Annotated in this window: 22 protein-coding genes and 1 riboswitch; of the genes, 2 read left to right on the forward strand and 20 right to left on the reverse strand. The window is 64.1% G+C overall.

Going from position 1 to position 21,823, the window contains the following annotated elements; all coding sequences use genetic code 11:
- Nucleotides 1-64 precede the first annotated feature (64 nt).
- From PPA02S_RS08220 to cobO, 14 genes are all read right to left on the reverse strand, one after another.
- Nucleotides 65-610, reverse strand: coding sequence for a glutathione peroxidase (locus PPA02S_RS08220; RefSeq protein WP_028635066.1), 546 nt, complete (start codon nt 608-610; stop codon nt 65-67).
- A 46-nt stretch (nt 611-656) separates the two neighbouring features.
- Nucleotides 657-779, reverse strand: a complete 123-nt coding sequence (locus PPA02S_RS23430) for a hypothetical protein (protein ID WP_272867585.1) — start codon at nt 777-779, stop codon at nt 657-659.
- Nucleotides 776-1,975: an MFS transporter gene (locus PPA02S_RS08225; protein ID WP_028635065.1), complete on the reverse strand. Its 1,200-nt coding sequence runs from the start codon at nt 1,973-1,975 to the stop codon at nt 776-778. The genes PPA02S_RS23430 and PPA02S_RS08225 overlap by 4 nt, the downstream gene beginning before the upstream one ends.
- A 113-nt stretch (nt 1,976-2,088) precedes the next feature.
- Complete coding sequence (locus tag PPA02S_RS08230) at nt 2,089-3,216, reverse strand: glycoside hydrolase family 5 protein (protein WP_245614655.1); 1,128 nt, start codon at nt 3,214-3,216, stop codon at nt 2,089-2,091.
- A 205-nt stretch (nt 3,217-3,421) separates the two neighbouring features.
- Complete coding sequence (locus PPA02S_RS08235) at nt 3,422-4,144, reverse strand: adenosylcobinamide-GDP ribazoletransferase (RefSeq protein ID WP_028635063.1); 723 nt, start codon at nt 4,142-4,144, stop codon at nt 3,422-3,424.
- A gap of 1 nt (nt 4,145) precedes the next feature.
- Nucleotides 4,146-4,712, reverse strand: a complete 567-nt coding sequence (locus tag PPA02S_RS08240; RefSeq protein ID WP_028635062.1) for a histidine phosphatase family protein — start codon at nt 4,710-4,712, stop codon at nt 4,146-4,148.
- Nucleotides 4,709-5,764, reverse strand: a complete 1,056-nt coding sequence (cobT, locus tag PPA02S_RS08245; RefSeq protein WP_028635061.1) for a nicotinate-nucleotide--dimethylbenzimidazole phosphoribosyltransferase — start codon at nt 5,762-5,764, stop codon at nt 4,709-4,711. The genes PPA02S_RS08240 and cobT overlap by 4 nt, the downstream gene beginning before the upstream one ends.
- Nucleotides 5,761-6,282 (reverse strand): bifunctional adenosylcobinamide kinase/adenosylcobinamide-phosphate guanylyltransferase, encoded by a 522-nt coding sequence (gene cobU / locus PPA02S_RS08250; RefSeq protein WP_028635060.1) that lies wholly within the window; start codon nt 6,280-6,282, stop codon nt 5,761-5,763. The genes cobT and cobU overlap by 4 nt, the downstream gene beginning before the upstream one ends.
- Before the next feature lies 1 nt (nt 6,283).
- The gene (locus PPA02S_RS08255; RefSeq protein ID WP_028635059.1) at nt 6,284-7,738 is read right to left on the reverse strand and encodes a cobyric acid synthase; all 1,455 of its coding nucleotides are present in this window, start codon (nt 7,736-7,738) and stop codon (nt 6,284-6,286) included.
- Nucleotides 7,735-8,727 (reverse strand): threonine-phosphate decarboxylase CobD, encoded by a 993-nt coding sequence (cobD, locus tag PPA02S_RS08260; RefSeq protein ID WP_028635058.1) that lies wholly within the window; start codon nt 8,725-8,727, stop codon nt 7,735-7,737. The genes PPA02S_RS08255 and cobD overlap by 4 nt, the downstream gene beginning before the upstream one ends.
- Nucleotides 8,720-9,628 carry an adenosylcobinamide-phosphate synthase CbiB gene (gene cbiB, locus PPA02S_RS08265; RefSeq protein WP_028635057.1) on the reverse strand — a complete coding sequence of 303 codons (909 nt, stop codon included), beginning with the start codon at nt 9,626-9,628 and terminating at the stop codon, nt 8,720-8,722. Before cbiB ends, cobD begins: the two co-directional genes overlap by 8 nt.
- Complete coding sequence (gene bluB / locus PPA02S_RS08270; RefSeq protein ID WP_028635056.1) at nt 9,625-10,275, reverse strand: 5,6-dimethylbenzimidazole synthase; 651 nt, start codon at nt 10,273-10,275, stop codon at nt 9,625-9,627. Before bluB ends, cbiB begins: the two co-directional genes overlap by 4 nt.
- Nucleotides 10,272-11,567, reverse strand: a complete 1,296-nt coding sequence (locus PPA02S_RS08275) for a cobyrinic acid a,c-diamide synthase CobB (RefSeq protein ID WP_028635055.1) — start codon at nt 11,565-11,567, stop codon at nt 10,272-10,274. Before PPA02S_RS08275 ends, bluB begins: the two co-directional genes overlap by 4 nt.
- Nucleotides 11,564-12,175, reverse strand: coding sequence for a cob(I)yrinic acid a,c-diamide adenosyltransferase (gene cobO, locus PPA02S_RS08280; protein WP_028635054.1), 612 nt, complete (start codon nt 12,173-12,175; stop codon nt 11,564-11,566). Before cobO ends, PPA02S_RS08275 begins: the two co-directional genes overlap by 4 nt.
- Before the next feature lie 119 nt (nt 12,176-12,294).
- Nucleotides 12,295-12,502, reverse strand: a riboswitch (cobalamin riboswitch).
- Between the two features lie 166 nt (nt 12,503-12,668).
- On the opposite strand from cobO, the gene PPA02S_RS08285 reads away from it, so the two are divergent.
- Nucleotides 12,669-13,247, forward strand: coding sequence for a hypothetical protein (locus tag PPA02S_RS08285; RefSeq protein ID WP_028635053.1), 579 nt, complete (start codon nt 12,669-12,671; stop codon nt 13,245-13,247).
- Between the two features lie 21 nt (nt 13,248-13,268).
- On the opposite strand, the gene PPA02S_RS08290 is transcribed toward PPA02S_RS08285, so the two are convergent.
- Nucleotides 13,269-15,812: a dermonecrotic toxin domain-containing protein gene (locus PPA02S_RS08290; protein ID WP_028635052.1), complete on the reverse strand. Its 2,544-nt coding sequence runs from the start codon at nt 15,810-15,812 to the stop codon at nt 13,269-13,271.
- A 149-nt stretch (nt 15,813-15,961) separates the two neighbouring features.
- Here PPA02S_RS08290 and PPA02S_RS08295 point away from each other — a divergent pair, with 149 nt between their 5' ends.
- Nucleotides 15,962-17,278, forward strand: a complete 1,317-nt coding sequence (locus PPA02S_RS08295) for a PQQ-dependent sugar dehydrogenase (RefSeq protein ID WP_028635051.1) — start codon at nt 15,962-15,964, stop codon at nt 17,276-17,278.
- 6 nt (nt 17,279-17,284) lie between these two features.
- Here PPA02S_RS08295 and PPA02S_RS08300 read toward each other — a convergent pair whose 3' ends face one another.
- From PPA02S_RS08300 to PPA02S_RS08320, 5 genes are all read right to left on the reverse strand, one after another.
- Nucleotides 17,285-17,821, reverse strand: a complete 537-nt coding sequence (locus PPA02S_RS08300; RefSeq protein ID WP_028635050.1) for a C40 family peptidase — start codon at nt 17,819-17,821, stop codon at nt 17,285-17,287.
- Between the two features lie 140 nt (nt 17,822-17,961).
- Nucleotides 17,962-18,606: a C40 family peptidase gene (locus tag PPA02S_RS08305; protein WP_028635049.1), complete on the reverse strand. Its 645-nt coding sequence runs from the start codon at nt 18,604-18,606 to the stop codon at nt 17,962-17,964.
- A 127-nt stretch (nt 18,607-18,733) separates the two neighbouring features.
- On the reverse strand, nt 18,734-19,441 hold the full coding sequence (hda, locus tag PPA02S_RS08310) for a DnaA regulatory inactivator Hda (protein WP_028635048.1): 708 nt from the start codon (nt 19,439-19,441) through the stop codon (nt 18,734-18,736).
- A 141-nt stretch (nt 19,442-19,582) separates the two neighbouring features.
- A complete protein-coding gene (locus tag PPA02S_RS08315; RefSeq protein WP_028635047.1) occupies nt 19,583-20,656 on the reverse strand; it encodes an AI-2E family transporter in 1,074 nt (357 codons plus the stop codon).
- Nucleotides 20,657-20,667: 11 nt separating this feature from the next.
- Nucleotides 20,668-21,720, reverse strand: a complete 1,053-nt coding sequence (locus PPA02S_RS08320) for a DUF2066 domain-containing protein (RefSeq protein ID WP_028635046.1) — start codon at nt 21,718-21,720, stop codon at nt 20,668-20,670.
- Nucleotides 21,721-21,823: the final 103 nt, after the last annotated feature.

The raw sequence follows: 21,823 nt of genomic DNA on the forward strand, positions 1-21,823 counted from the left end.
TATGGACTGTGCTTGCCATGAAAACCCACGAGTAGCAAACAACTTCAAACTTAAAACTTCAAACCTACCGCCCCAGAGCCCTCTCAATCGCCCCCCGAAACGCCGGATCATCCGGCTTCGTCAAACTGGAAAAACTCGCAATCACCTTTCCCTGCCGATCAATCACATACTTATAAAAATTCCACTTCGGCGCACTGCTCTGCCTCGCCAGCTCGACAAACAGAGGGATCGCATCCTTACCCCGTACCGCCTGCTCCTTGGTCATGGTAAAGGTCACCCCATAATTGGCATAACAGACCTTCGCCGTCTTCTCGCTGTCGGCATCCTCCTGCTTGAAGTCATTGGAGGGCACCCCCAACATCTCGAGCCCCTGACCGTGATACTCCTTGTACGTGGCCTCAAGCCCCTCGAACTGCGGCGCAAAACCGCAATAGCTGGCCGTGTTGATCACCACCAGCGGCTTACCGCCATAACGCTCGCACAAATCCACCTGCCCCTTGCCCCGCAGCTCTGGCAGCGCCCCCTGCAATACCGCCGGGCACTCGGCCGCCCACACCGGTAGCGCGGCGCACAACGCCAGCAACGGTACTGTCAACCACTGTGTCTTCACGTCAACTGACTCCTGTTGGCCAATGCCCGAACTTGCAGCGTAGCGCTTAACAAACGCCCATGCCCAATTGCATCAACGCCATGCCGCCCTGGTGCCACCCCCACCACACCAGGGCCAGCGCTCCCAGCGCCACAATCACCAGCCCCACCCGCACCACAGACCGGTTCATGCTGCCGCCTGCAAACGCGCCACGGGCCGTTCACGCACAGGCCAGTTGAGGGCCGCCGCCATCAGGCTCAGCAGGATTGCGATCTGCCAGACCAGGTCGTAGCTGCCCGTTCGATCATAGACAACACCCCCCAACCAGCCGCCCAGAAACGCCCCCAACTGATGGAACAGGAACACAATGCCGCCCAACATCGACAAATTGCGCACCCCGAACAACGTGGCCACCGTGCCATTGGTCAGCGGCACCGTGGACAACCACAACAGCCCCATGGCGATACCAAACAGATAGGCACTGAACGCACTCACCGGCGCCCACAGAAACAGCACGATAACCACCGCCCGCAGCAGATACAGCCCAGTGAGCAAACGCGGCTTGGACATGCGCCCGCCGAGCCAGCCGGCAGTGAACGTACCGGCGATATTGAACAGGCCCACCAGCGCCAGCACGGTGGTGCCGGTGGTTGCCGGCAGGTGCTGGTCCACCAGGTAGGCCGGCAGGTGTACACCAATGAACACCACCTGGAACCCGCACACGAAGAACCCCAGCGCCAGCAACCAGAAGCCCGAATGCCCGCACGCCTCGCGCAAGGCTTCGCCCAGGGTCTGCTCACTGCCCAGCGCGGGCAGCGGGCGATCGCGCAGCAGGCCCACCAACGGCACGATAAACGCCACCAGCAGCCCCAACACCAGCAACGCGGCGGACCAGCCCAGCCACTGGATCAGGCCCAACGTGCCCGGCAACATGGCAAACTGGCCGAACGAGCCGGCAGCGCTGGCGATGCCCATGGCCATACTGCGCTTGTCCGCCGGCACGGCGCGCCCAACCACACCCAATATCACTGAGAACGATGTACCGGACAGGCCGATGCCAATCAGCAGCCCGGCACTGAGCGAGAGCGACCAGGCAGAGTCGGCCATGCCCATCAGCCCTAGCCCGGTGGCGTACAGCACCCCACCGATCATCACCACCCGACCCGCACCGAGGCGGTCAGCCAAAGCACCCGCGAACGGCTGGGCCAGCCCCCAGATCAGGTTCTGCAACGCAATGGCGAATGCAAACACCCCTCGTCCCCAGCCAAAATCCGCACTCATCGGCGCCAGGAACAGGCCAAAGCCATGCCGCACGCCCAAAGACAGCGCAAGAATCAACGCCGCCCCCAACAATACCCACCCGCTGGTGCGCCACACCGAACTCATTATTGTTATCTCCAGCCCATCGCAAGGTGCTTGCGGGTAGATTCCCGCTCACTGGCATGCAGCATGAACGCGTGGGCCGGCTGGTATCAAGTGGCGCGTACGGGTGCATCGGGTTACGGCGCGCCCTCGGCCTGGCGCAGGCGCTTGGCGATAGGTTCGAACTGCGGGGTGGCCTTGCGAGGGAGCGGGTCGGGAGCGCCCTGCTCGATCGCCTGCCAGTACCGCCACGGCACTTTCGCAGCGCCCAGTTCGTAGTCCATGCCATCCCAGCTGTCTTCGCGGAAACTGTAGAACGCCCAATGCAGCCGGGCACCGTCGAGCACCCCAAGAACGTCCTCAAGGTACTGCGGGCAGCCCGCCAGCCGGCGCATGCAGCCAAACTCGCCTACCACCAGGCGTGAACGCGGCAACTTCATGGCCTGCGCCCAGGCAATGGGCTGCTGCAGGTAGCGCTTCACCCGTTCGCTATCCCATTGCTGGGTGTGCCCGGCAAAGGGAGCCGCACCAGGGTAGGCCAACGGTTGCTTGCGGGTCATATTGGGAGCACTGGTGACAAAATACGGCTCGTACATGTGGATGCTGTAGAGCACACGTGGGTCTGGCAAAGGTGCCGGCCAGTAGCCGAATGCATCGGCAGCGGCAAACCACCCCGCATCGACCATGATCGGCGTGGCTGGGTCTTCCTGACGGATAGCGGTTATCAGTTGCCGATACAGCCCGGGCAAGTCGCGCGCGCCACCCTGCTCTCGGGCATACCACCGGCGCATGCTCTCGGCGTCGGCGTGCTCGGCCAGGTCGCTCATTTTCTCGGGCGCGGGTTCGTTCACCAGGTTGTACGCGGCAACAGCCGGGTGGCCTTTCAGCTCCCGCGCCAGGTCTTTCCAGAAGCCCGCGGCCTGCAACCAGTAGGCTTTGTCCTGCCACAGGCGGTCGTCGAACTGGCCCTTGTTGTTTTGCGACCAACGCATGCCCGGCAGTGACAGGGGCGCGATCACTACCTTCAACCCCGCCTGGTGGGCGCGGTCCAGAGCAGTACGCAATGTGGCCAGGTCGGCCGATGGCAGGCCTTGATAGTGATCGGCGTTACCCAGCAGGAAATCCCGCTGCGCAGGCTGCCACTTGTCGTAGGACAACCGCACCCAGGTTGCGCCATACCCGCGCAATGCGTCGAAATACGCCTGATCCGGTGGCAGCCGGTTGAAGCTATTGCCGCCGTGGCGGGGCGTGTCCCAGAACGTGATCAGGTCTGCTGCCGTAGCAACGGGTACACAGAGCATCAGCAGAACGGTGAATAACCAATGGCGCATGGCAGGCTTCTCCAGCTTTCAGGAAGCAGCGAGCCTACTTGAATACGGGGTTAGCGTCTTTTCAAAACGATTCAATGATTTTTACGGAATATAAACGCAAGGTTTTCTGTAGGAAGGCTCTGATATTCATGCAGGCAACCTAAAGACTCAAAGCCAAGCCAAGCACTACGGCCAACTCAAGCAGCTCCAGCATGGCACCGGCTGTATCACCCGTAGTGCCGCCCAGTCGCCGGCACATCAGACGCCGCAATGCGACAGCCACACCCAGTGCCAGCACCACGACCCAACCCGCCATCAGCAGGCCGACAGCAGTACACACCAGCACGACCCCCATGGCAGCCCGCCGAGGCAGGTGCTGGGCAAGGGCTTGGCCCAGGCCGCCAGGGCGGACGTAGGGGGTAGAAAGAAACAGGCCAAGCATCGCGGCCCGGCCGATCACGGGTGCGAGCAGCAACACTGCACCAGCGCCTTGCTCCACCAGCACCCACAGGGCACAGAATTTAAGCAGCAACACCAGCACCAGGGTGACGATCGCCACCGGCCCGCTGCGGGGGTCCTTCATGATCTGCAAGGTGCGTTCGCGGTCGCCAAACCCGCCCAGCCAGGCATCGGCACTGTCCGCCAGGCCATCCAGGTGCAAGGCGCCGCTCAGCAACACCCACAGGCTCAACAGCAACGCCGCATGCAGCGGTGCCGGCACCGCTTGCAGCAAGTGGCTGGCCAACCAGAGCACCAGGCCGAACAACAGGCCAACCAGCGGGTAAAACAGCAGCGAACGGCCTACCTCGCGTGGGGCTGGCATGCCCGGCAAGGTGACGGGCAAACTGCTCAGAAACTGCAACGCGATCCAGAACGGTAGCATGTCAGCAGCCCTCTATCAGTTGCCCTTGCGCGGTCACCCGCAGCTGCACGAGTGCGCCGTGGCCCACCTCCACCTGCAGCAGTTGTGCCCTTGGCAGGCCGCGGGCACGGGCCAGCAACAGGCGTATCACCCCACCATGGGTCACCAGCAGCACGCGTTTGCCAGCGTGCTGGCACGCCAGGCGCCCTACCGCCGTCAGCACGCGCCCGGCAAAGGCTTCAACCGGTTCGCCGTTGGGCGGTGTGTAGCCGTAGGGGTCTGCCCAGAAGCGCCCCAGTTCGTCGGCCTGCTGTTCCATGATCTGTGCAGCGGTGCGGCCCTCCCAGTCACCGAAGTGCAGCTCCTGCAGCGCAGGCTCGCGCTGCACGGGCAAGCCCAATTGCGCCCCCAGCTCATCGGCGAAGCGACCACAACGCTGCAACGGCGAACTCACCAGCACCTGCCAATGGCCGGCCTTTGCCACGGCCTCGCGCATCTGTGCCCAACCCTTTTCGGTCAGGGCATCGTCAATGCTGCCTCGCAGGCCACCCTGTTCGGTTTCACCGTGGCGCAGCAGGTCGAGAATCATGCCGGGCGGTCCGCCACGGCCGCCTCGGCAAAGGTCGCCATCTGCCCGTGCAGCGCACACGCCAGGCGCAGCAGTGGTACGGCCAGGGCAGCACCACTGCCCTCGCCCAGCCGCAGGCCCAACGCCAGCAATGGCTCGGCTTGCAGCGCAGCCAGCACAGCCTGATGCCCGGGCTCGGCGCCCTGGTGCGCAAACAGCAACCAGGGGCGGCACTGTGGGTTCAGCCGCACCGCCACCAGCGCAGCGACGCTGCAAATGAAGCCGTCCACCAGTACCGCCACCCCGGCTTGCGCGCAGCCCAGATAAGCACCGGCCAGGGCGGCGATCTCGAAGCCGCCCACACAGGCCAGCGCCTGCAACGGGTCTGTGGCCTGCACCGCATGCAAGCTCAGGGCCCGCTCGATAACCTCGGCCTTGTGCCGCACGCCGGCATTGTCTAGACCCGTACCGGGGCCGCTCAGGGCAGCTGCCGGGCAGCCCAGCAACACGCTGGCCAAGGCCGCTGCAGCCGTGGTGTTGCCGATGCCCATCTCGCCACCGATGAACAAGTGCCCATCGGCCTGGGCGGCACGCTGTGCGCTGTCGCGGCCAGCCTGCAAGGCCGCCTGCAACTGGCCCGCCGTCATGGCAGGCTGGCGGGCGAAGTTGGCGGTACCGGCGCCGAGGCGCAAATGGCTCACCCCTGGCAGTTCCAGAAGCGGATCGACCGTGCCCAGGTCGATCACCTCCAGGCTGGCCTGCAGTTGACGGGCCAGTACACTGATTGCCGCGCCACCGCCGACAAAATTGCGCAGCATCTGGCCGGTGACGGCTTGTGGGTAGGCGGAGATGCCTTCTTCGACGACCCCATGGTCGCCAGCAAACAGGGTGATGAAAACGTTACCCACGGTCGGGCGCTCGCGCCCCTGCAGGCCGGCCAGCTGAACCGCCAGGCTCTCCAGCTGGCCGAGGGACCCCGCTGGCTTGGTCAACTGTTGCTGACGGGCACGGGCCTGGCCCGTGGCGTTTTCATCGACGGCTTGGCAGGGGTTCTGCCACCAGGTCGTGTTCATAGTGCAGGTCCTTTCAGCATCAGGGGCAAGCCGGCCACGGTCAGGACCACGCGCTGACAGCGCTCGGCCACTGCCTGGTGCAGCCAGCCGGCCAGGTCGACGTAGCGTCGGGTCAGCTCGCCCATGGGCACGACGCCGAGGCCGGTTTCATTACTGACCAGCACCAGGGTGCCAGGCAGGGTGGGCAGGCATTCCAGCAACGCATCGCGCTCCTGGGCCAGGCGCTGATCGTCTTCGAGCATCAGCAGGTTGGTCAGCCACAAGGTCAGGCAGTCCACCAGCAAGCAGCGCCCCTCTGCCGCTTCGCTCCGTAGCACGGTAGCCAGGGCCAGGGGTTCCTCGATCAATCCCCACTCGGTGGGGCGCCGCTGACGGTGCAATTGCACACGGTCGTTCATCTCGCCATCCAGGGGTTGGCTGGTGGCGATGTAGGTCACCGGCAGGCCGCTGTCGGCAGCCAGTTGTTCGGCGAGGCGGCTTTTGCCGGAGCGGGCACCGCCCAGGATCAGGTTGTGCATTTCAGGCTACCCCACACAGTTGCAGCAGGCGGCGGGTGTCCAGGTGCCGCTCAACCAGGTCGGCCAGGCGCTCGATGTCGCGTTCGCGCAACGCCTGGTAATCGATTACCTGCACTTCATCCAGGCCTGCCCAGCGCAGCAACGCCGCGCAGGAGGCGCTGCCCTCGAACAAGCCATGCAGGTAAGTGGCAAGCACCTGCCCATCGGCACTGATGGCGCCGTCGCTGCGGCCATCGGCCAACTGCACCGCAGGGTGGCCCAGTGCCGGGCCGGTCGTGACCCCGGCGTGGATCTCGTAACCAGTGACCGGCGCGGTTTCAAGCGCCAGGGTGCCCGCCACGTTGCGCAGTTGCTTCTCGGCCTCCAGTACCGTGGCGTAGTCGAACAGCCCCAGGCCCGCGCTGGAACCGGCAGCGCCTTCCAGGCCGGCGGGGTCGTGGACGTCACGGCCGAGCATCTGCAGCCCGCCACAAATGCCGATCAACTTGCCGCCGTAGCGCAGATGCCGCTCGATGGCCTTGTCCCAGCCGCGTTCGCGCAGCTGGGCCAGGTCACTGCGTACACTCTTGGAGCCCGGCAGGATAATCAGGTCGGCAGGTGGGATAGGCTGGCCCGGGCCCACAAACTGCAGGTCCACCTGCGGGTGCAGGCGCAGCGGGTCGAAGTCGGTGTGGTTGCTGATACGCGGCAGCACCGGCACGATCACCTTCAGTACCTGTGCATCCTTTTTGCCCTGGCGTGCATCAATACCATCCTCGGCCTCCAAGTGCAGGTCGGTGACGTAGGGCAGCACGCCCAGCACCGGCTTGCCGGTCCGTTGCTCCAGCCAGTCGAGCCCTGGTTGCAGCAGGGCGATATCGCCCCTGAAGCGGTTGATGACAAACCCTTTGACCCGCGCCTGCTCGCTGGGCGACAGCAGCTCCAGCGTGCCGACAAGGTGGGCGAAGACCCCTCCGCGGTTGATGTCGGCCACCAAAATGACGGGGCAATCCACTGCCTCGGCAAAGCCCATGTTGGCGATATCGCCGGCACGCAAGTTGATTTCCGCCGGGGACCCTGCCCCTTCTACCATCACCACTGGCCAGGCCTCGCTAAGGCGCCGGTGGGAGGCCAGCACCGCTTGCATGGCGATGGCCTTGTAGTCGTGGTACGCGACCGCATTCATGCTGGTGACGGCGCGGCCATGGATGATCACCTGGGCGCCAGTGTCGCTGTTGGGCTTGAGCAGCACCGGGTTCATGTCGGTGTGGGGCTCAAGGCGGCAGGCCTGGGCCTGCACGGCCTGGGCACGGCCAATCTCGCCACCATCGGCGGTCACGGCACTGTTCAGCGCCATGTTCTGCGGTTTGAACGGCACCACCTCGATACCCTGGCGCAACAGCCAGCGGCACAGGGCGGTCACCAGGGTGCTTTTACCGGCGTCGGACGTGGTGCCTTGCACCATGAGGGTGGTCATGGGGTGTCCTTCTTGTAGGTAGCCAGGGCCTGGGCCAGGCGCAGTTCGTCCGCCTCGCAGGCAGGCAGGCCAAAGCGCAGCGCCGAGGGCTGTTCAAACAGGCGAACCAGAATGCCGCTGCGGGCAAGATGGTCGTGCAGGTGTGCAGCATGCTGGCAACGCACATACTGAAACAGGTCGCAGCCGCCGCTGACGGCAAGCCCGCCACGCGCCAATAATTGTGCAAGGCGCAGGCTGTAAGCCGCGCAGCGCTCGCGTTGCAGATGCTGGGTGGCCTGATCGGCCAGGCTGGCCTGGGCCAAGACCCGGGTCGGGCCGTTGATGGTCCAGGGCCCGAGCAGGTCGGCCAGGCGTGACAGCAGGCTGCCCTCAGCCGCCACGAAGCCCAGGCGAACCCCCGCCAACCCAAAGAATTTGCCGAACGAGCGCAAGACGATCAGCCCAGGGCGCTCAGTACAATCCACCACGCTGCACGCGGGGGTGTTGTCCATGAAGGCTTCGTCCACCAGCAACCAGCCCCCACGCGCTGCCAGGCGCTGGTGCCAGGCCAGCACCGTTTCACGTGGCAGGCTGCGGCCGGTCGGGTTGTTCGGGTTCACCAGCACCAGCACATCCAGGTGATCGAGTGATGCCTCGACCTGGGTTTCGTCCAGCGCCGTCAACTGATGCCCGGCACGCTGCCAGGCATGGGCGTGCTCGGCATAGCATGGGGTGAGCACCCCGACGTTGCCGGGCGTACGCAGCAGCGGCAGCGCCTGAATGGCAGCCTGGGACCCGGCAACCGGCAGCAACTGAGCGGCGCCATAGTAACGGCAGGCGGCCTGCTCCAGGCCGTCATGGGTTTCAGGCAGGCGGGCCCAGGCTTGCACAGGAATAGACGGGATGGGAAAGGGCCAAGGCGCGATGCCACTGGACAGGTCCAGCCAGTGCTCGCGTGCAATGCCGTACTGGCGCACTGCGCGCAGCAGGCGGCCACCGTGTTCAAGCATTCAGGTACGCCCCCAGGCAGATCACCAATAGCCATAACCAGACCCCGCGCTGCACCAACTGCCAGCCACGCTCGATGGCGTCCTCGCTGGCTGCCGGCCCTTCGCCCAGGCGCGGGCGCTCGTGCAACTGGCCGTGGTACACCGCAGGCCCGCCAAGTTCCACCCCCAGCGCACCCGCACCAGCGGCCATCACCGGCCCGGCGTTGGGGCTGTCCCACAAGGGGCCCTGTCGGCGCCAGCAGGCCAGTGCCAGCCGGGTTTTGCCAAGCACCGCATAGGTCAATGCCACCAGCCGGGCCGGCACGTAGTTGAGCAGGTCGTCGATGCGCGCGGCGCACCAGCCAAAACGCTCGAAGCGCTCGTTGCGGTAGCCCCACATGGCATCAAGGGTATTGCTCAGACGGTACAGCACCACCCCCGGCGCACCCGCTACCACGAACCAGAACAACGCGGCGAACACGGCATCGCTGCCGTTTTCCAGCACCGACTCGGTAGCTGCCCGTGCGACCGCAGGTTCATCCAGCTCACGGGTTTCGCGGCTGACCAGGTAACCCACACGGCGCCGCGCCTCTTCCAGATCGCCCTGGCGCAAGGCGGCAGCAACGGGCAGTACATGTTCGCCCAAACTGCGCAGGCCCAACGCGCAGTACAACGCGAGCGCATCCACCAGCCAGCCTATGCCCGGCAGCCAGGACAGTATCAGCGCTAACAAGGTCAAGGGCACCACGGCCAGGAACCAGGCACTCACGCCATGGCTGCGCCAGCCACGGCCGCCCGCGTTCAAACGGCGCTCAAGGTTGGCCGCCATGTTGCCAAACGCAACCAACGGGTGACGCCGCTGGGGCTCACCGAACAGGGCATCCAAAGCCACGCCGGCGACAGTTAGCAAGGCTACGCTCATGGGCGTGCCCCCCAACGGTTTTCGTACAGCATCTCACTCAGCGGCTGCGCCTGGGCCCAGCCCTCCACCACCAGCATGGGCGCCGGATAGAACGCGGTAACAGGGCCCAGGCAGAGCACCGCCACAGGTTTGGCCCCGGCGGGCATGCCCAACAGTGCGGCCAGGGCCTGCGGATCGAACAACGACACCCAGCCCATACCCAGCCCTTCGGCACGTGCGGCCAGCCACAGGTTCTGGATGGCGCAGGCCAGCGAGGCAAGGTCCATCTCAGGGAGCGTGCGGCGGCCAAACAGGTGCGGTTCGCGGTTGTCCATCAGGGCGGCCACCAGGAGCTCTGCGCAATCGTTTATGCCTTCGACCTTGAGTTTCATGAAGTCGTCGGAGCGCTCGCCCAACGCCTGAGCAGTCAGCACACGCTCCTGCTCGACCAGCGCCTGGATGCGCCCGCGTAACTCACGCTGGGTAATGCGAATGAAGCGCCAGGGTTGCATGAGGCCAACACTGGGTGCCTGATGGGCCGCCGCCAGCAGCCGCGCCAGTAATTCTGACGCCACCTCGCCACCGGCAAAATGGCGCATGTCGCGGCGCTCGCCGATCGCCCGGTATACCGCAGCGCGCTCGGGCTCACTGAAAACGTGATCAGTCATGGTCGCAACAGCGCCGCCGCTGCCTCAGGGCTGGAGGGGAAATAAAAATGCACATAGGAAGCCGTCAACCGCCCCAGGCGATACACCGCCTCGTTACCCCGCCCGCCATTGGGGCTTAGGCCACGTGCAACGGGCTCCAGCGTGGTGCTGGTCAGGGAATGGTGATAGGTATGGCCACGCAGGGTGCCCTCCGGCAGTTCCACAGCCTGCAAGGCCAAGGCCGCCAGGCGTTTTTGCATGGTCGCCTCGCCAGGTAGCAGGCCCAGCAGCTCGGCACGCTCGCCAGCCACATCGGTGAGCGCTTCCAGCAAATACAGCATGCCGCCACACTCTGCCAACAGGGGCTTGCCCTGGGCGTGGTGCGCGCGAATGGCCTGGCACATCGGGGCGTTAGCGGCCAGGGCATGGTGATGCAATTCGGGGTAGCCACCAGGCAGGTACAGGCTGTCGACCGTCGGCAGCACCTGGTCATGCAGCGGCGAGAAGAACACCAGCTGCGCGCCCATGCGCCGCAGCAATTCAAGGTTGGCGCCGTAGGTGAAGGCAAAGGCCTCGTCGTGCGCCACGCCTACCCGCACACCTTCCAGCAAGGCAGTGGGTTGCAACGGCTGTGCCTGGGCGAAGGTGACCGCCGGCGGCAGGGTGGCATCGCAGCTGTCACCCAGCGCCTGCGCGGCGGCGTCCAGCCGGGTATCGAGGTCGTTCAGTTCACTGGCCTGGACCAGACCCAGGTGGCGGCTGGGCAACTCGATGCCCCGCTCACGGGACAACCCGCCGTACCAGCGCAGCCCCTCGGTCAGGCTACCCTCAAGCAACTGGGCGTGACGCAGGCTGCCCACCCGATTGGCCAGCACCCCGGCAAACGGCAGGTCGGGCTGATAGCGGGCCAGCCCCAGGGCCAATGCACCGAAGGTTTGAGCCATGGCCGTACCATCGATGACCGCCAGCACCGGCACGCCGAAATGGCGTGCCAGGTCCGCGCTCGAGGGGGTGCCGTCGAACAGCCCCATCACCCCTTCGATCAGGATCAGGTCGGCCTCACCTGCGGCCTCCCACAGCAATCGGCGGCTTTCCTCGGCACCGATCATCCACAGGTCCAGCTGATACACCGGCGCACCGCTGGCCCGTTCGAGAATCATCGGGTCGAGAAAATCGGGCCCGCATTTGAACACCCGTACCTTGCGGCCCAGGTTGCGGTGCAGCCGCGCCAGGGCCGCGGTCACCGTGGTCTTGCCCTGCCCTGAAGCCGGGGCTGCAATCAGTACCGCGGGGCATTGGCGGGGTGCGCTCACAGTTCCACGCCCTTCTGGGCACGGATGCCGGCCTGGAATGCGTGCTTGAGCATGCCCATTTCAGTCACCGTGTCCGCCAGCTCGACCATCTCTGGTTTGGCACCGCGACCGGTGACGATCACGTGCTGCATGGGTGGGCGGGCCTGGATGTCGGACAGCACCTGGTCCAGGTCCAGATAGCCGTGCTTCAGGGCGATGTTCAATTCGTCGAGTACCACGAACTGCACAGATTCGTCCTGCAGCAGTTGACGCGACACGGCCCATGCCGCCTCGGCCGCCGCGATGTCACGCTGGCGATCCTGGGTTTCCCATGTGAAACCCTCGCCCATCACGTGGTAACGCACCTGCTCGGGGAAGCGACGGAAGAACAGCTCTTCGCCGGTGCTGTTGCGGCCTTTGATGAATTGCACGACACCGCACTGCATGCCATGGCCCAGCGCACGCGCGAGCATGCCGAACGCCGAGCTGCTCTTGCCCTTGCCATTGCCGGTCAGTACCAGCAACAAGCCGCATTCGTTGGGGGAGTTGGCGATGCGTTCGTCGATGACCGCTTTCTTGCGCTGCATGCGCGCCAGGTGACGTTCGTCGCGTTCGGTGATTTCGCTCATGGGGGGCTCCGCTGGCTGGCACCACGGCAAGCCATGGCGACAGGGAATAAGCAGGCAAAAGGAGCGCGCGCAGGAGCCATGGCTGAACGCCACGGTGCACCGCGCATCACCCTCCGTGATGCCGTTGGCAGTGTCAGGCCGGTCTCCGGGCTTGCGAGCGGGCACCGGCCCAAGCCTGCGCACCTTCCCGGGTACAGAAACCCAGTGGTATTGCGCGGCCGTCACTCACTTACCGTTGCGGGGGCAGCGCCGGAATCGCGCCATGCTGGCACCCACCGGCTTCCCTGTTTCACCCCTTGGCGGGGCACCTGAAACACGCGCGAAGGTTAGAGGGTTGCGTCGGGAGCGTCAATCGACGCAGCCCGTAGGCGGGATAACAAAGCGACCCGGCTCGATGGCCATTCGGCAAAACTGTGCCACACTGAAAGCAAGTGATATCACATAGCCATTACGCAGGTCGTACGCCCCCATAATCACAACAGGAGTGCGCAGCATGCGAGGCCATCTGATCAACAACCCGCGCCTGGAATTTCTGGCGCCTGTGTTCGAACGCTGGGTGGAATGCATCGACCGCTACAACCGCTGCGCCGGCGACGCCGAGGCACCTTACTGGCACGGCGCAACGGCCAATGCAGGGCTGCTGGCAGCGGCGGCCTGGCAAGCAGAACTGACCGCGCTGCAGCAGTTTTCAGGCAAGAAACAACGGGACGACGAGGACCGTGAGGCACGCTGCGACCTATGGATCAGCAGCCTCGACGAGGCGCTTTACCTGAGTGTGAGCCAGCGCTGGCCGAAAATGGCCGGCCTGGACATGGCGGCAGCCCTGCAACAGACTGCGGCCCTGGCTCACCAAGTGGCTTACCCCAGCCAGCTGAAAGCCGGCGCCCTGTTCATCAGCCCGTGCAAGGCAGGGCAACATGCCAGCCCCGAGGAACTCCAGGACCTGGTGGACGACCTGCAGAAGCATACTGCGTGCGCCATTGCCTGGTATTTCCCCTACGCCTACCGCAAGCTGCACGACGCACTGGGTAACTACTACCCAGGCGTTGCGCTGCTGCTCAGGCAAAGTTGAACAACGTACTGGGCTGGCCGGTCACGCAGGGAAAAACCGCTTTGCCAACGCCGGCGTACGCAGGCGCCTGCTGAATACGCCGGGGTCGAATACCTGGCCCGTGCGCAGGTCGTGAACCACGCCGGAAGCAGGCTTAACCGTACGGCCCAGGGTAACCAGGATAAAGTGGTAACCGGCCCCGTATACCTGCTCCACATTCTCCACCCGGAAGTACTGCCCAGGCAGAAACAACGTTTCTGCTTCATCCCAGTACAGCGAAAAAGCGCTGACCGGGGTGCCATCCTCATAACGCCCGGCAGGCAGCTGGTAAATCACGGAACTGTCATCGAACTCCCTGGCGTTACCACGCGCCTGCCCAGGTAATACACGTGAGGCGAACTCCGCTGCCTTATAGGGGTTTTCGGTAAAGGACGTCAGGTCCGTAGTTACCAGCGTGTCCCCCACCTTCAGCCGACCTGTACGATAGGGTGCCGCACCGGTGTGGCGCGCTGCATTGCCACCGCGGTACAGCGTCACCGCGTTACTCTTGGGCAGCCGCTCGAGCGAGTCAGCCAGGTTGGCGATATAGCTGTCTTCGTCCCCATACCGATAGCGGCCATGGCGGAACACATCATTCACTTGCGACTCGTCGCTGGTGTAGTACTCGATCAACGAATTGAAATACTCACGCTCGTGACGGTACGAATATTCAGGGGCGTTTCTGACCATCACGCAGTCCAGCCCATTGGCATCCACATCGGGCGCACGTCCCTCCGATACCGTAGGCAACATCCAGGATTCCAGAAGGGCTTTCTGACGCCTCAGCGCCTGGGTGCTAAGGGCCTTGCTCTGTGCAGAATCCAAGCCGGCGTAGGTGTCCCAGAAAGGGGAGTTTACGGTGGCGACGTTCTCTATAGCGGGGGGGTTGCCGCCTGCCAGGCGGGGCGGCACCAGTAGTTCCCATTCACCGCTGGCACTCAGGCGGACCGGGCGCAGGGGCCCGAATGCGTATGGGTTTTCGGCCGGCACGATCAGCCAGCATGACAGGTCGGTGCTGTAACGGACCCGGTACGACAAACCGTTCAGCTTGATCCAGCAGGAGCCATCCTCCTGCACCAGCACGCCCGCCAACCGACCTTCACGGCCCGTTTCACCCACCAGCAGGTTGTTGGTTTCCAAACCCTCCGCGGCCGTGGTCGCTGACGTCTGCACTTGCCAGTGCTCCAGTGAAATCGTGGCTTCATGCTGGGGTGCCTGATAGGCCAGCGAGTCGAAACTGGCCTGGAACATCACATCCACCAGGTTGAGTGCAGCCATGAGCGTATCGATCATGGCTGCGCGTAACGCCGCCTTGCGCCCGTCATCGTCTCGTGCATCCAGCGCAGCATCCACCTCCAGCGCCACCCGGCTGACGGTGACCCCGAGCATGACCCAAAGCACCGGTCGCCCGAGGGGCGCAAAGCCGCCAAACACCTTCAGGAATGCCCCAAGGTAGCCTCGCCAGAGCACCTTGCGCAGGTCCTGGTTGCTGATCATCAGGTTGGCATTGCTGTGCATCTCGGCACGGGACAAGTTGGCCATGTAGTCGAAGAAGTCGTTCTGCACCGCGCGTTTCAGGGGTTGCAACAGCACCTGCGCAGCTTCTGCTGAGGCACTCTGGGCCAAATTGTGCAGCTGCCCATGGATACGCTTCACCCTGCCGTCATCATAGAGATGCGTAGCCCGCATGAACTGACCCAACCACTGCGAGTCCTGCAGGCTCGTGCGCAACCAGCCGGCCATGGCGCGCTCGGACTCGAATGCCCACAAGGCCTGCTCGGCCCAGGGCAGATACAGCATCGCGCGTCCGTTCTGCTCATGCAGGCTATAAAGGCAACCGCGGTCGTCATGATCGAATGCGTAGCGGTAAACCTTCAATGGGCGCTGGCTACTGTCATGCTCCAGCCGGGCCAGTGCAGGCAGCTCGTTTGCACTCAAGCGGTCAGTAACCAAGGCGCGCAACTGCGCCCACTGCGTGCTGTTTATCTTGCCGGCCTGCGCCGCATGCCGGGCTTGGGCCAACAGGTTGATCTTGGCCAGCACACGAAAATGCCGGCCATGCCGAACCCAGAACTCATCGACACGCTGACGGTAGAGGCTGGCGAAATCCAGCGCCCACAAATCAGCCAGCACGTCGCTGGGCAGCATCGGCACTTCATTGTGTTCGTCAAACCGCCCGGCATGAGGGCCCTGGCGATAGAAGCCGCCGTAAACGTTCAGTTCGTCGGAGGCCTCCTGAAAACCCGGGTCAAAGCGCTCGATCACCAGCTGCGGCAGCCGCAGCGACTTGCTGGGGCGCCCCGAATGCTGCCAGCCGGTGAACGTGCGCGGGCTGCTGGTAGCGGTGCCTTGAAACTGGTGCCACCAGACGAACCGGGGGTCAATAGCCTTGCCGGTACGGCGCAGCAGGATTTGCGTGGCCTGCTCCCTGGCCAACTCATAGGGGTCGGGGTAGTCCCGGATGATCTTGTCGACCAATCGCGCCAGCGGCATACCAGCAGTTATCGCATCCAGGCCACGGTCGACTTTTTCCAGAAGGTTCTTCATGGGTACTCCTGCCTCGGGTTGTCAGGCACCCATGCTGCCTAGCGAGGTGGTCAGCAGGCGGTAGCGGTGTAGCCCCTGGTCACAGCGACTGAACCCAGCAGACCCGGCTATTCTCTGAAGCACTACCTGCCGCACTGAGAGACGCCCCCATGAATCGCCCGCCCGTTCCACTGTTGCTCGTGCTGTGTGCCGGCCTGGCAGGCTGCGGCGAAACGGCCCGCCTGGCGGTAGCCGATGGCACGGGCCCTACCCCGCAGCTCCCGCCTCCCGCTGCAACCCTGTTCCCCACCGTCAACATCGCACCGGCCACCGGCTGGCCCAAGGGGCTGATGCCTCAGGCAGCACCAGGCTTGCACGTGACCCGCTTTGCTGCAGGGCTGGACCACCCCCGATGGCTCTACGTACTGCCCAATGGCGATGTCCTGGTGGCGGAAACCAATGCGCCCGCCAAGCCCGAGGACAGTCGCGGCGTACGTGGTTGGGCCATGGGGCTGGCCATGAAACGTGCAGGCGCAGCAGTGCCCAGCCGCAACCGCATCACGCTGCTGCGCGACGCCGACCATGACGGTGTAGCTGAAACCCGCACGTCCTTTATAGAAGGGCTCAATTCACCCTTCGGCATGGCGTTGATCGGCAACGACTTTTACGTGGCTGATACGGACAAACTGCTGCGCTTTCACTACGAACCCGGTATGCAGCAGGTTACCGGTGCAGGCGAGGTGGTGACCGAACTGCCTGCTGGCCCCTTGAATCACCACTGGACAAAAAACGTGATCGCCAGCCCGGACGGCAAACGGCTGTACGTGACCGTGGGCTCGAACAGCAACGTGGGCGAAAACGGTCTGGAGAAGGAAGCTGAACGGGCCGCGATCTGGGAGGTAGACCCGGCCACCGGCAAGCATTGGATCTATGCCAGCGGCCTGCGCAACCCTAACGGGCTGGCGTGGCAGCCAGGCAGTGGCGCCCTGTGGACCGCTGTCAACGAGCGTGACGAAATCGGCAGTGACCTGGTACCGGACTACATCACGTCTGTGAAAAAAGGCGGGTTCTACGGTTGGCCATACAGTTACTACGGGCAACATGTGGACAACCGGGTGCAGCCGCAAGACCCTGCCAAGGTCAGCAAGGCAATAGCGCCCGATTACGCAGTGGGGCCCCATACCGCGTCCCTCGGGCTGGCCTTTGTCGACCACGGTGTGTTGCCGCCGAGCTTTGGCCAAGGCGCCTTGATAGGGCAGCACGGCTCGTGGAACCGGCAGCCCTACAGTGGCTACAAAGTAATCTTCGTACCGTTCGACAGCGCCGGCATACCGGCCGGCCCACCCGTGGACCTATTGACCGGCTTCCTCGACCAGGCGGGTAATGCCATGGGCCGACCGGTCGGCGTCGTGCAGGACAGCCACGGTGGTGTGCTGGTGGCTGACGATGTGGGCAGCAGCATATGGCGGGTCAGCAAAGCCCCCTGAGCATACTCAGGGGTTCTGCGCCAGGTGCCCCTGCTGGATCACCCGCTTGGCCTGCAAGTAAGCCTTGGCCCAGTAGCTGTTGGACAGGTAGTCCAGGCGCACGGTGCCACCGGTGGAAGGGGCGTGCACGAAGCGCCCGTCGCCCACATAGATGCCCGCATGGCTGACCTGCGACCCACCCCCTGTGGCGAAGAACACCAGGTCCCCGGACTGCAGGGACTTGGCATCTACCGTTGGCGCTTGCATGACGATCATCTCCCGCGTGGAGCGCGGCAGGCTGATACCGGCGGCATCGCGGTAGACGTATTTGATGAGGCCGCTGCAGTCGAAGCCAGAGTCCGGGGTGTTGCCGCCCCAACGGTAGGGCGTACCCACCAGGCCAATCGCGCGGATGAGCACGTCATCGGCGACGGGCGAAGCGCTCGGCTGGCTGTACACGACCCGTGGCTGAACCACCACCGGGGCAGGTGCTGGTGGCCGACTGGAACAGGCAGCCAGAAGGGCTGCCAGGGAAAGCAATGCGAAGCGCGCCATCGTTGTCATGGCCAAAACATCCTGTCTGAGGTCGCTGGGCCGCAGCCGAAAAGAGTTGAGAACTTAGATTAGACGTTTTCTGTAAATGCGCACGGCGGCGAGCTTTTTTTGAAAAGCAACGCCGCCGTGGCAGGGTATATCACATGCTATCAGTTGCGCGCGATACTGGTCGGCGCCATGGCCAAGGCACGCTTGGCTTCGATGAAGGTCTTGCTCCAGTAACGGTCACCGAGGCTGTCGATGCGTACGCCACCGCTGCGGCGGCTGCTGGAGTGGATGAACTGGTTGTCACCCAGGTAGATACCTGCATGGCTGACGCGGCCCCGGCCGTTGGTGCTGAAGAACAGCAAGTCACCTGGCTTGAGCTTGTTGCGCGCAACCTTGGGTGCATCGACGTTGATCATTTCACGCGTTGAGCGTGGCAGGGTCATGCCCGCCTCTTCGCGGAACAGGTAGCCGATGAAACCACTGCAATCGAAGCCAGACTGTTCCGAGGTACCGCCAAAGCGGTAGCGGGTGCCGATCAACGACATGCCGCGCTCCAGAATACTGTCGGCCAGAACCGGCAGTTGGTAGGGCTTGCTGCTGGAGAAAGCCTCCAGGTCATCTTCAGTGGCCACTTCTTGCGGTTCGCCGAACACCGACGACGACGAGGCTTTGGCCTTGATCGCCGGCTGTACGGCGACCGGAGTGTGATCCTGGGGCTGCGAATAAGAAGCTGGGCCTTGGGCCGCGCAGCCAAAAAGCAGGGTCACGAGTGCGAGTGGCACGAGGGGTGCGAAGCGCTTGAGCATGGGCACAACCGTGTCTGTAATCCTTTAGTGGGGTGGAACTATGCCCTCTATGATGGCGATTTGCAAATTTTATCGAAAAAGATGTGACTTTTCTGTGAGGCCGCTCTAGCCCAGCGTTTTCAGGGGGTTACCAGCCGAGGGTTTCTTTCAGAAACGGGATGGTGAGCTTGCGCTGAGCCTGCAGGGACGCCTGGTCCAAGCGCTCGAGCAGGTCGAACAGCGCGCTCATGCTGCGCGCGCCACGGGTGAGAATGAAGTGCCCGACTTCATCAGTGAGGTGCAGACCCCGGCGCGATGCCCGCAGTTGCAGGGCACGCAGCTTGTCTTCGTCGGACAGCCCACGCATCTGGAACACCAGGGCAAGGGTGAGGCGCGACTTGAGGTCGGGGAGCTTGATGGGCAATTCGCGGGGGGAGGCAGACGCGGCCAGCAGCAGGCGGCGGCCACTGTCCCGCAAGCGGTTGAACAGGTGGAACATCGCCTCTTCCCAGTCCGGCTTGCCGGCGATGACATGCAGGTCATCGATGCACACCAGTTCGTACTGGGCGAGGTAATCGAGCAGCCCGACGCCGCGCTCCAGCAGTTGCGCCAGGGGCAGATACACCGCAGGCTCGCCACGTTGCTGAAAACGGTGAGTGGCGGCCTGCAGCAGGTGGGAACGCCCAACGCCCTGCTTGCCCCACAGGTAGATGAGGCTCTCGGTCCAGCCGGCGTCCGCTTCGCAAAGACGCTCGACATACCCCAGCGCCGCAGCATTGGCGCCCGGGTAATAGTTGATGAAGGTGGCGTCATCGCGCAGGCGCACACCCAGGGGCAACTGGATCGGTGGTTTCATGCTCGCGGGCGGTCGGCGGGACCACAGGGGCCTTTAGTGAACAGTCGGCAAAGTCTATACCTGCAACGCAGGGTGCACAATCACACCCGGGCAGAGTGCAAGCAAAATCAAAGGCTTGCAGCCTGCCCCGGGTAAATGCGGCTACAACTCAGGGTCGACGTCTGCGTCGTACATGTCCGACTGCTTGTACAGGTCGTGCATATGCCGCAGCAGCACCATGATCACCGCTGCAACCGGCAACGCCAGCAACACGCCGGTAAAACCGAACAGTTCACCGCCAGCCAGGATCGCGAAAATCACTGCCACGGGGTGCAGGCCAATGCGATCCCCTACCAGCAACGGGGTCAGCACCATACCCTCCAGCGCCTGCCCCACCATGAACACCGCCACGATGCCGAGCATGGGATAAAGGTCGCCACCGAACTGGAACAACCCAGCCACCAGCGCTGCGCCAATACCGATAATGAAGCCCATGTACGGCACAATGGCCGCCAGCCCGGCCATCATGCCGATCAGCAGGCCCAACTCCAGGCCAACCAGCATCAGGCCGGCTGAATAGATGAAGCCCAGGGCGACCATCACCAGCAACTGCCCGCGTACAAACGCGCCCAGCACCTCATGGCACTCACCGGCCAGCTCGACGATTTTCGGCTCGTTCTGGCGCGGCAGCAGGCTGCGCACCTTGGCCATCATCACGTCCCAGTCGCGCAGCAGGTAAAAGCCCACCACCGGGATCAGCACCATGTTCGCCAGCCAGGCGATCAAGGCCAGGCTGGAGGCCGTTGCCTGGGACAGCACCACACCCACGATGTCGGTGGTCTGCCCCATGTGCGCGCCGATGGCCGCCTTGATCTTGTCGAACTTCCAGAAGCCATCTGCAAGCCCGAGGCGCCCCTGTACCCAGGGCAGTGCAACATGTTCAAGCCAGTCCAGCACCTGGGGCGCCAGCTCGTAGAGCCGAACCAGCTGCTTGGCCAGCATCGGAATCAGCACGAGCAGCAAGGCCAGCATTACCAAAGTGACCAAGCCAAACACCACAACCACGCCCCAGGTGCGCGACATGCCCATGCGCTCCAGGCGATCGACCAGGGGGTCTGCCAGGTACGCCAGCAGGATGCCGACCAGAAACGGGGTGAGGATATTGTGCAGGCTATACAGCAGCACGATGAGCAGCAGTGCCAAGCCCAGCCAGATCCAGCGACGCATGTCAGTCATGATGAAGCCTCTTACCAGCGGAAACGCAAGCCATCGAAAGATTTGGGCACTGCTGGGTCAGGGGCGGGCTGCCCTGCCGAGGCTGGCGGTAGGGTGCTCGCAGGCGCGGGGTCGGCCGGCAGTTCCTGCAGCCGCGCAAGCCCCAGCTGGGCACGCAACTGCTCGCGGTTGGCCGTGACTGCATAGGTGAAGGTGGTACCTTCTGCCAATTGCAGGTGAGCACCATAGGGCTCAAGAATGCGGGCCAGTTCGGCGTAGCGTTGCAGGTTCATGCCTTCTACCTGCATCAGCAACTGGCTGCTGGCACCGGGGCGGGTGACGTAGCGCGGCGCAAGGCGGTTACTCACCGCCAGCATCACGGCATCAGCCAATGCCTCAGGGGACGCGCCCTCGGCAGTACCCTGCTCGTGCTGGTCCCCCAGCCACAGCTGCCATTTGCCCTGCCACTTGCCGTCCGCTTCCTGGGCGTGAACGGCCAGCAAGGCGTCGGCACCGTACCGCTCGGACGCTTCGCGCAGGGGGCCGGGTTTGCTGGCGTCGATCTGTTTGGCGTTGGCCACCAACTGCTCTTGCAGGTCGGCCAGCGGCAGGCGCAAGGGCAGGCCACGGTGCTGGGCTGCCTGGCGCAAGGGCTGGGCGCTGGGCTGGCCATCGCCGACCAGGTTGCTACCCTCGGCGTTGTCGTTCAGCCACCAGCCCAGGATGGACGGGCGGTTGCTGCCCCACAGTGCCAGGCCGGCCTTGCGCAGGGCACGCTCGGTACTGCCAGGGTCGAATTCGACCATCACCGATTCGGGCGGGCCTGCGTCGCTGCCCACCTGATTGATGATTTGCTGCGGGTCCTTGCGCAACCCGGCAAGCCCCGGGCTCTGCACAGCCTTCGGGTCGCCGGTCAGGCGCAGTACCAAGGTATCGAAGGCTTGAGCAGTCGCCGCGTTACGGGCCTCGGCCCCCTGCCCTGCCACCTGCTCGCGCACCTGATAAAGGCCAGCGACGTTCTCAGCCTGGGCAACGCTTGCCATGAGCCCCAGACAACCCGCTACCAGAAAATTCAAGAAACGCATGAGGTATCCTTCTCGGACAGAGCGGCGACGGCAAGCTGCAAGCTGCAAGCTGCAAGCTGCAAGCAGGATGCGGTATGGGCCTGGCTTGAAGCTTGAAGCTTGA

Origin of the sequence: Pseudomonas parafulva NBRC 16636 = DSM 17004 (assembly GCF_000730645.1) — a bacterium.
GTDB classification, from domain to species: domain Bacteria; phylum Pseudomonadota; class Gammaproteobacteria; order Pseudomonadales; family Pseudomonadaceae; genus Aquipseudomonas; species Aquipseudomonas parafulva.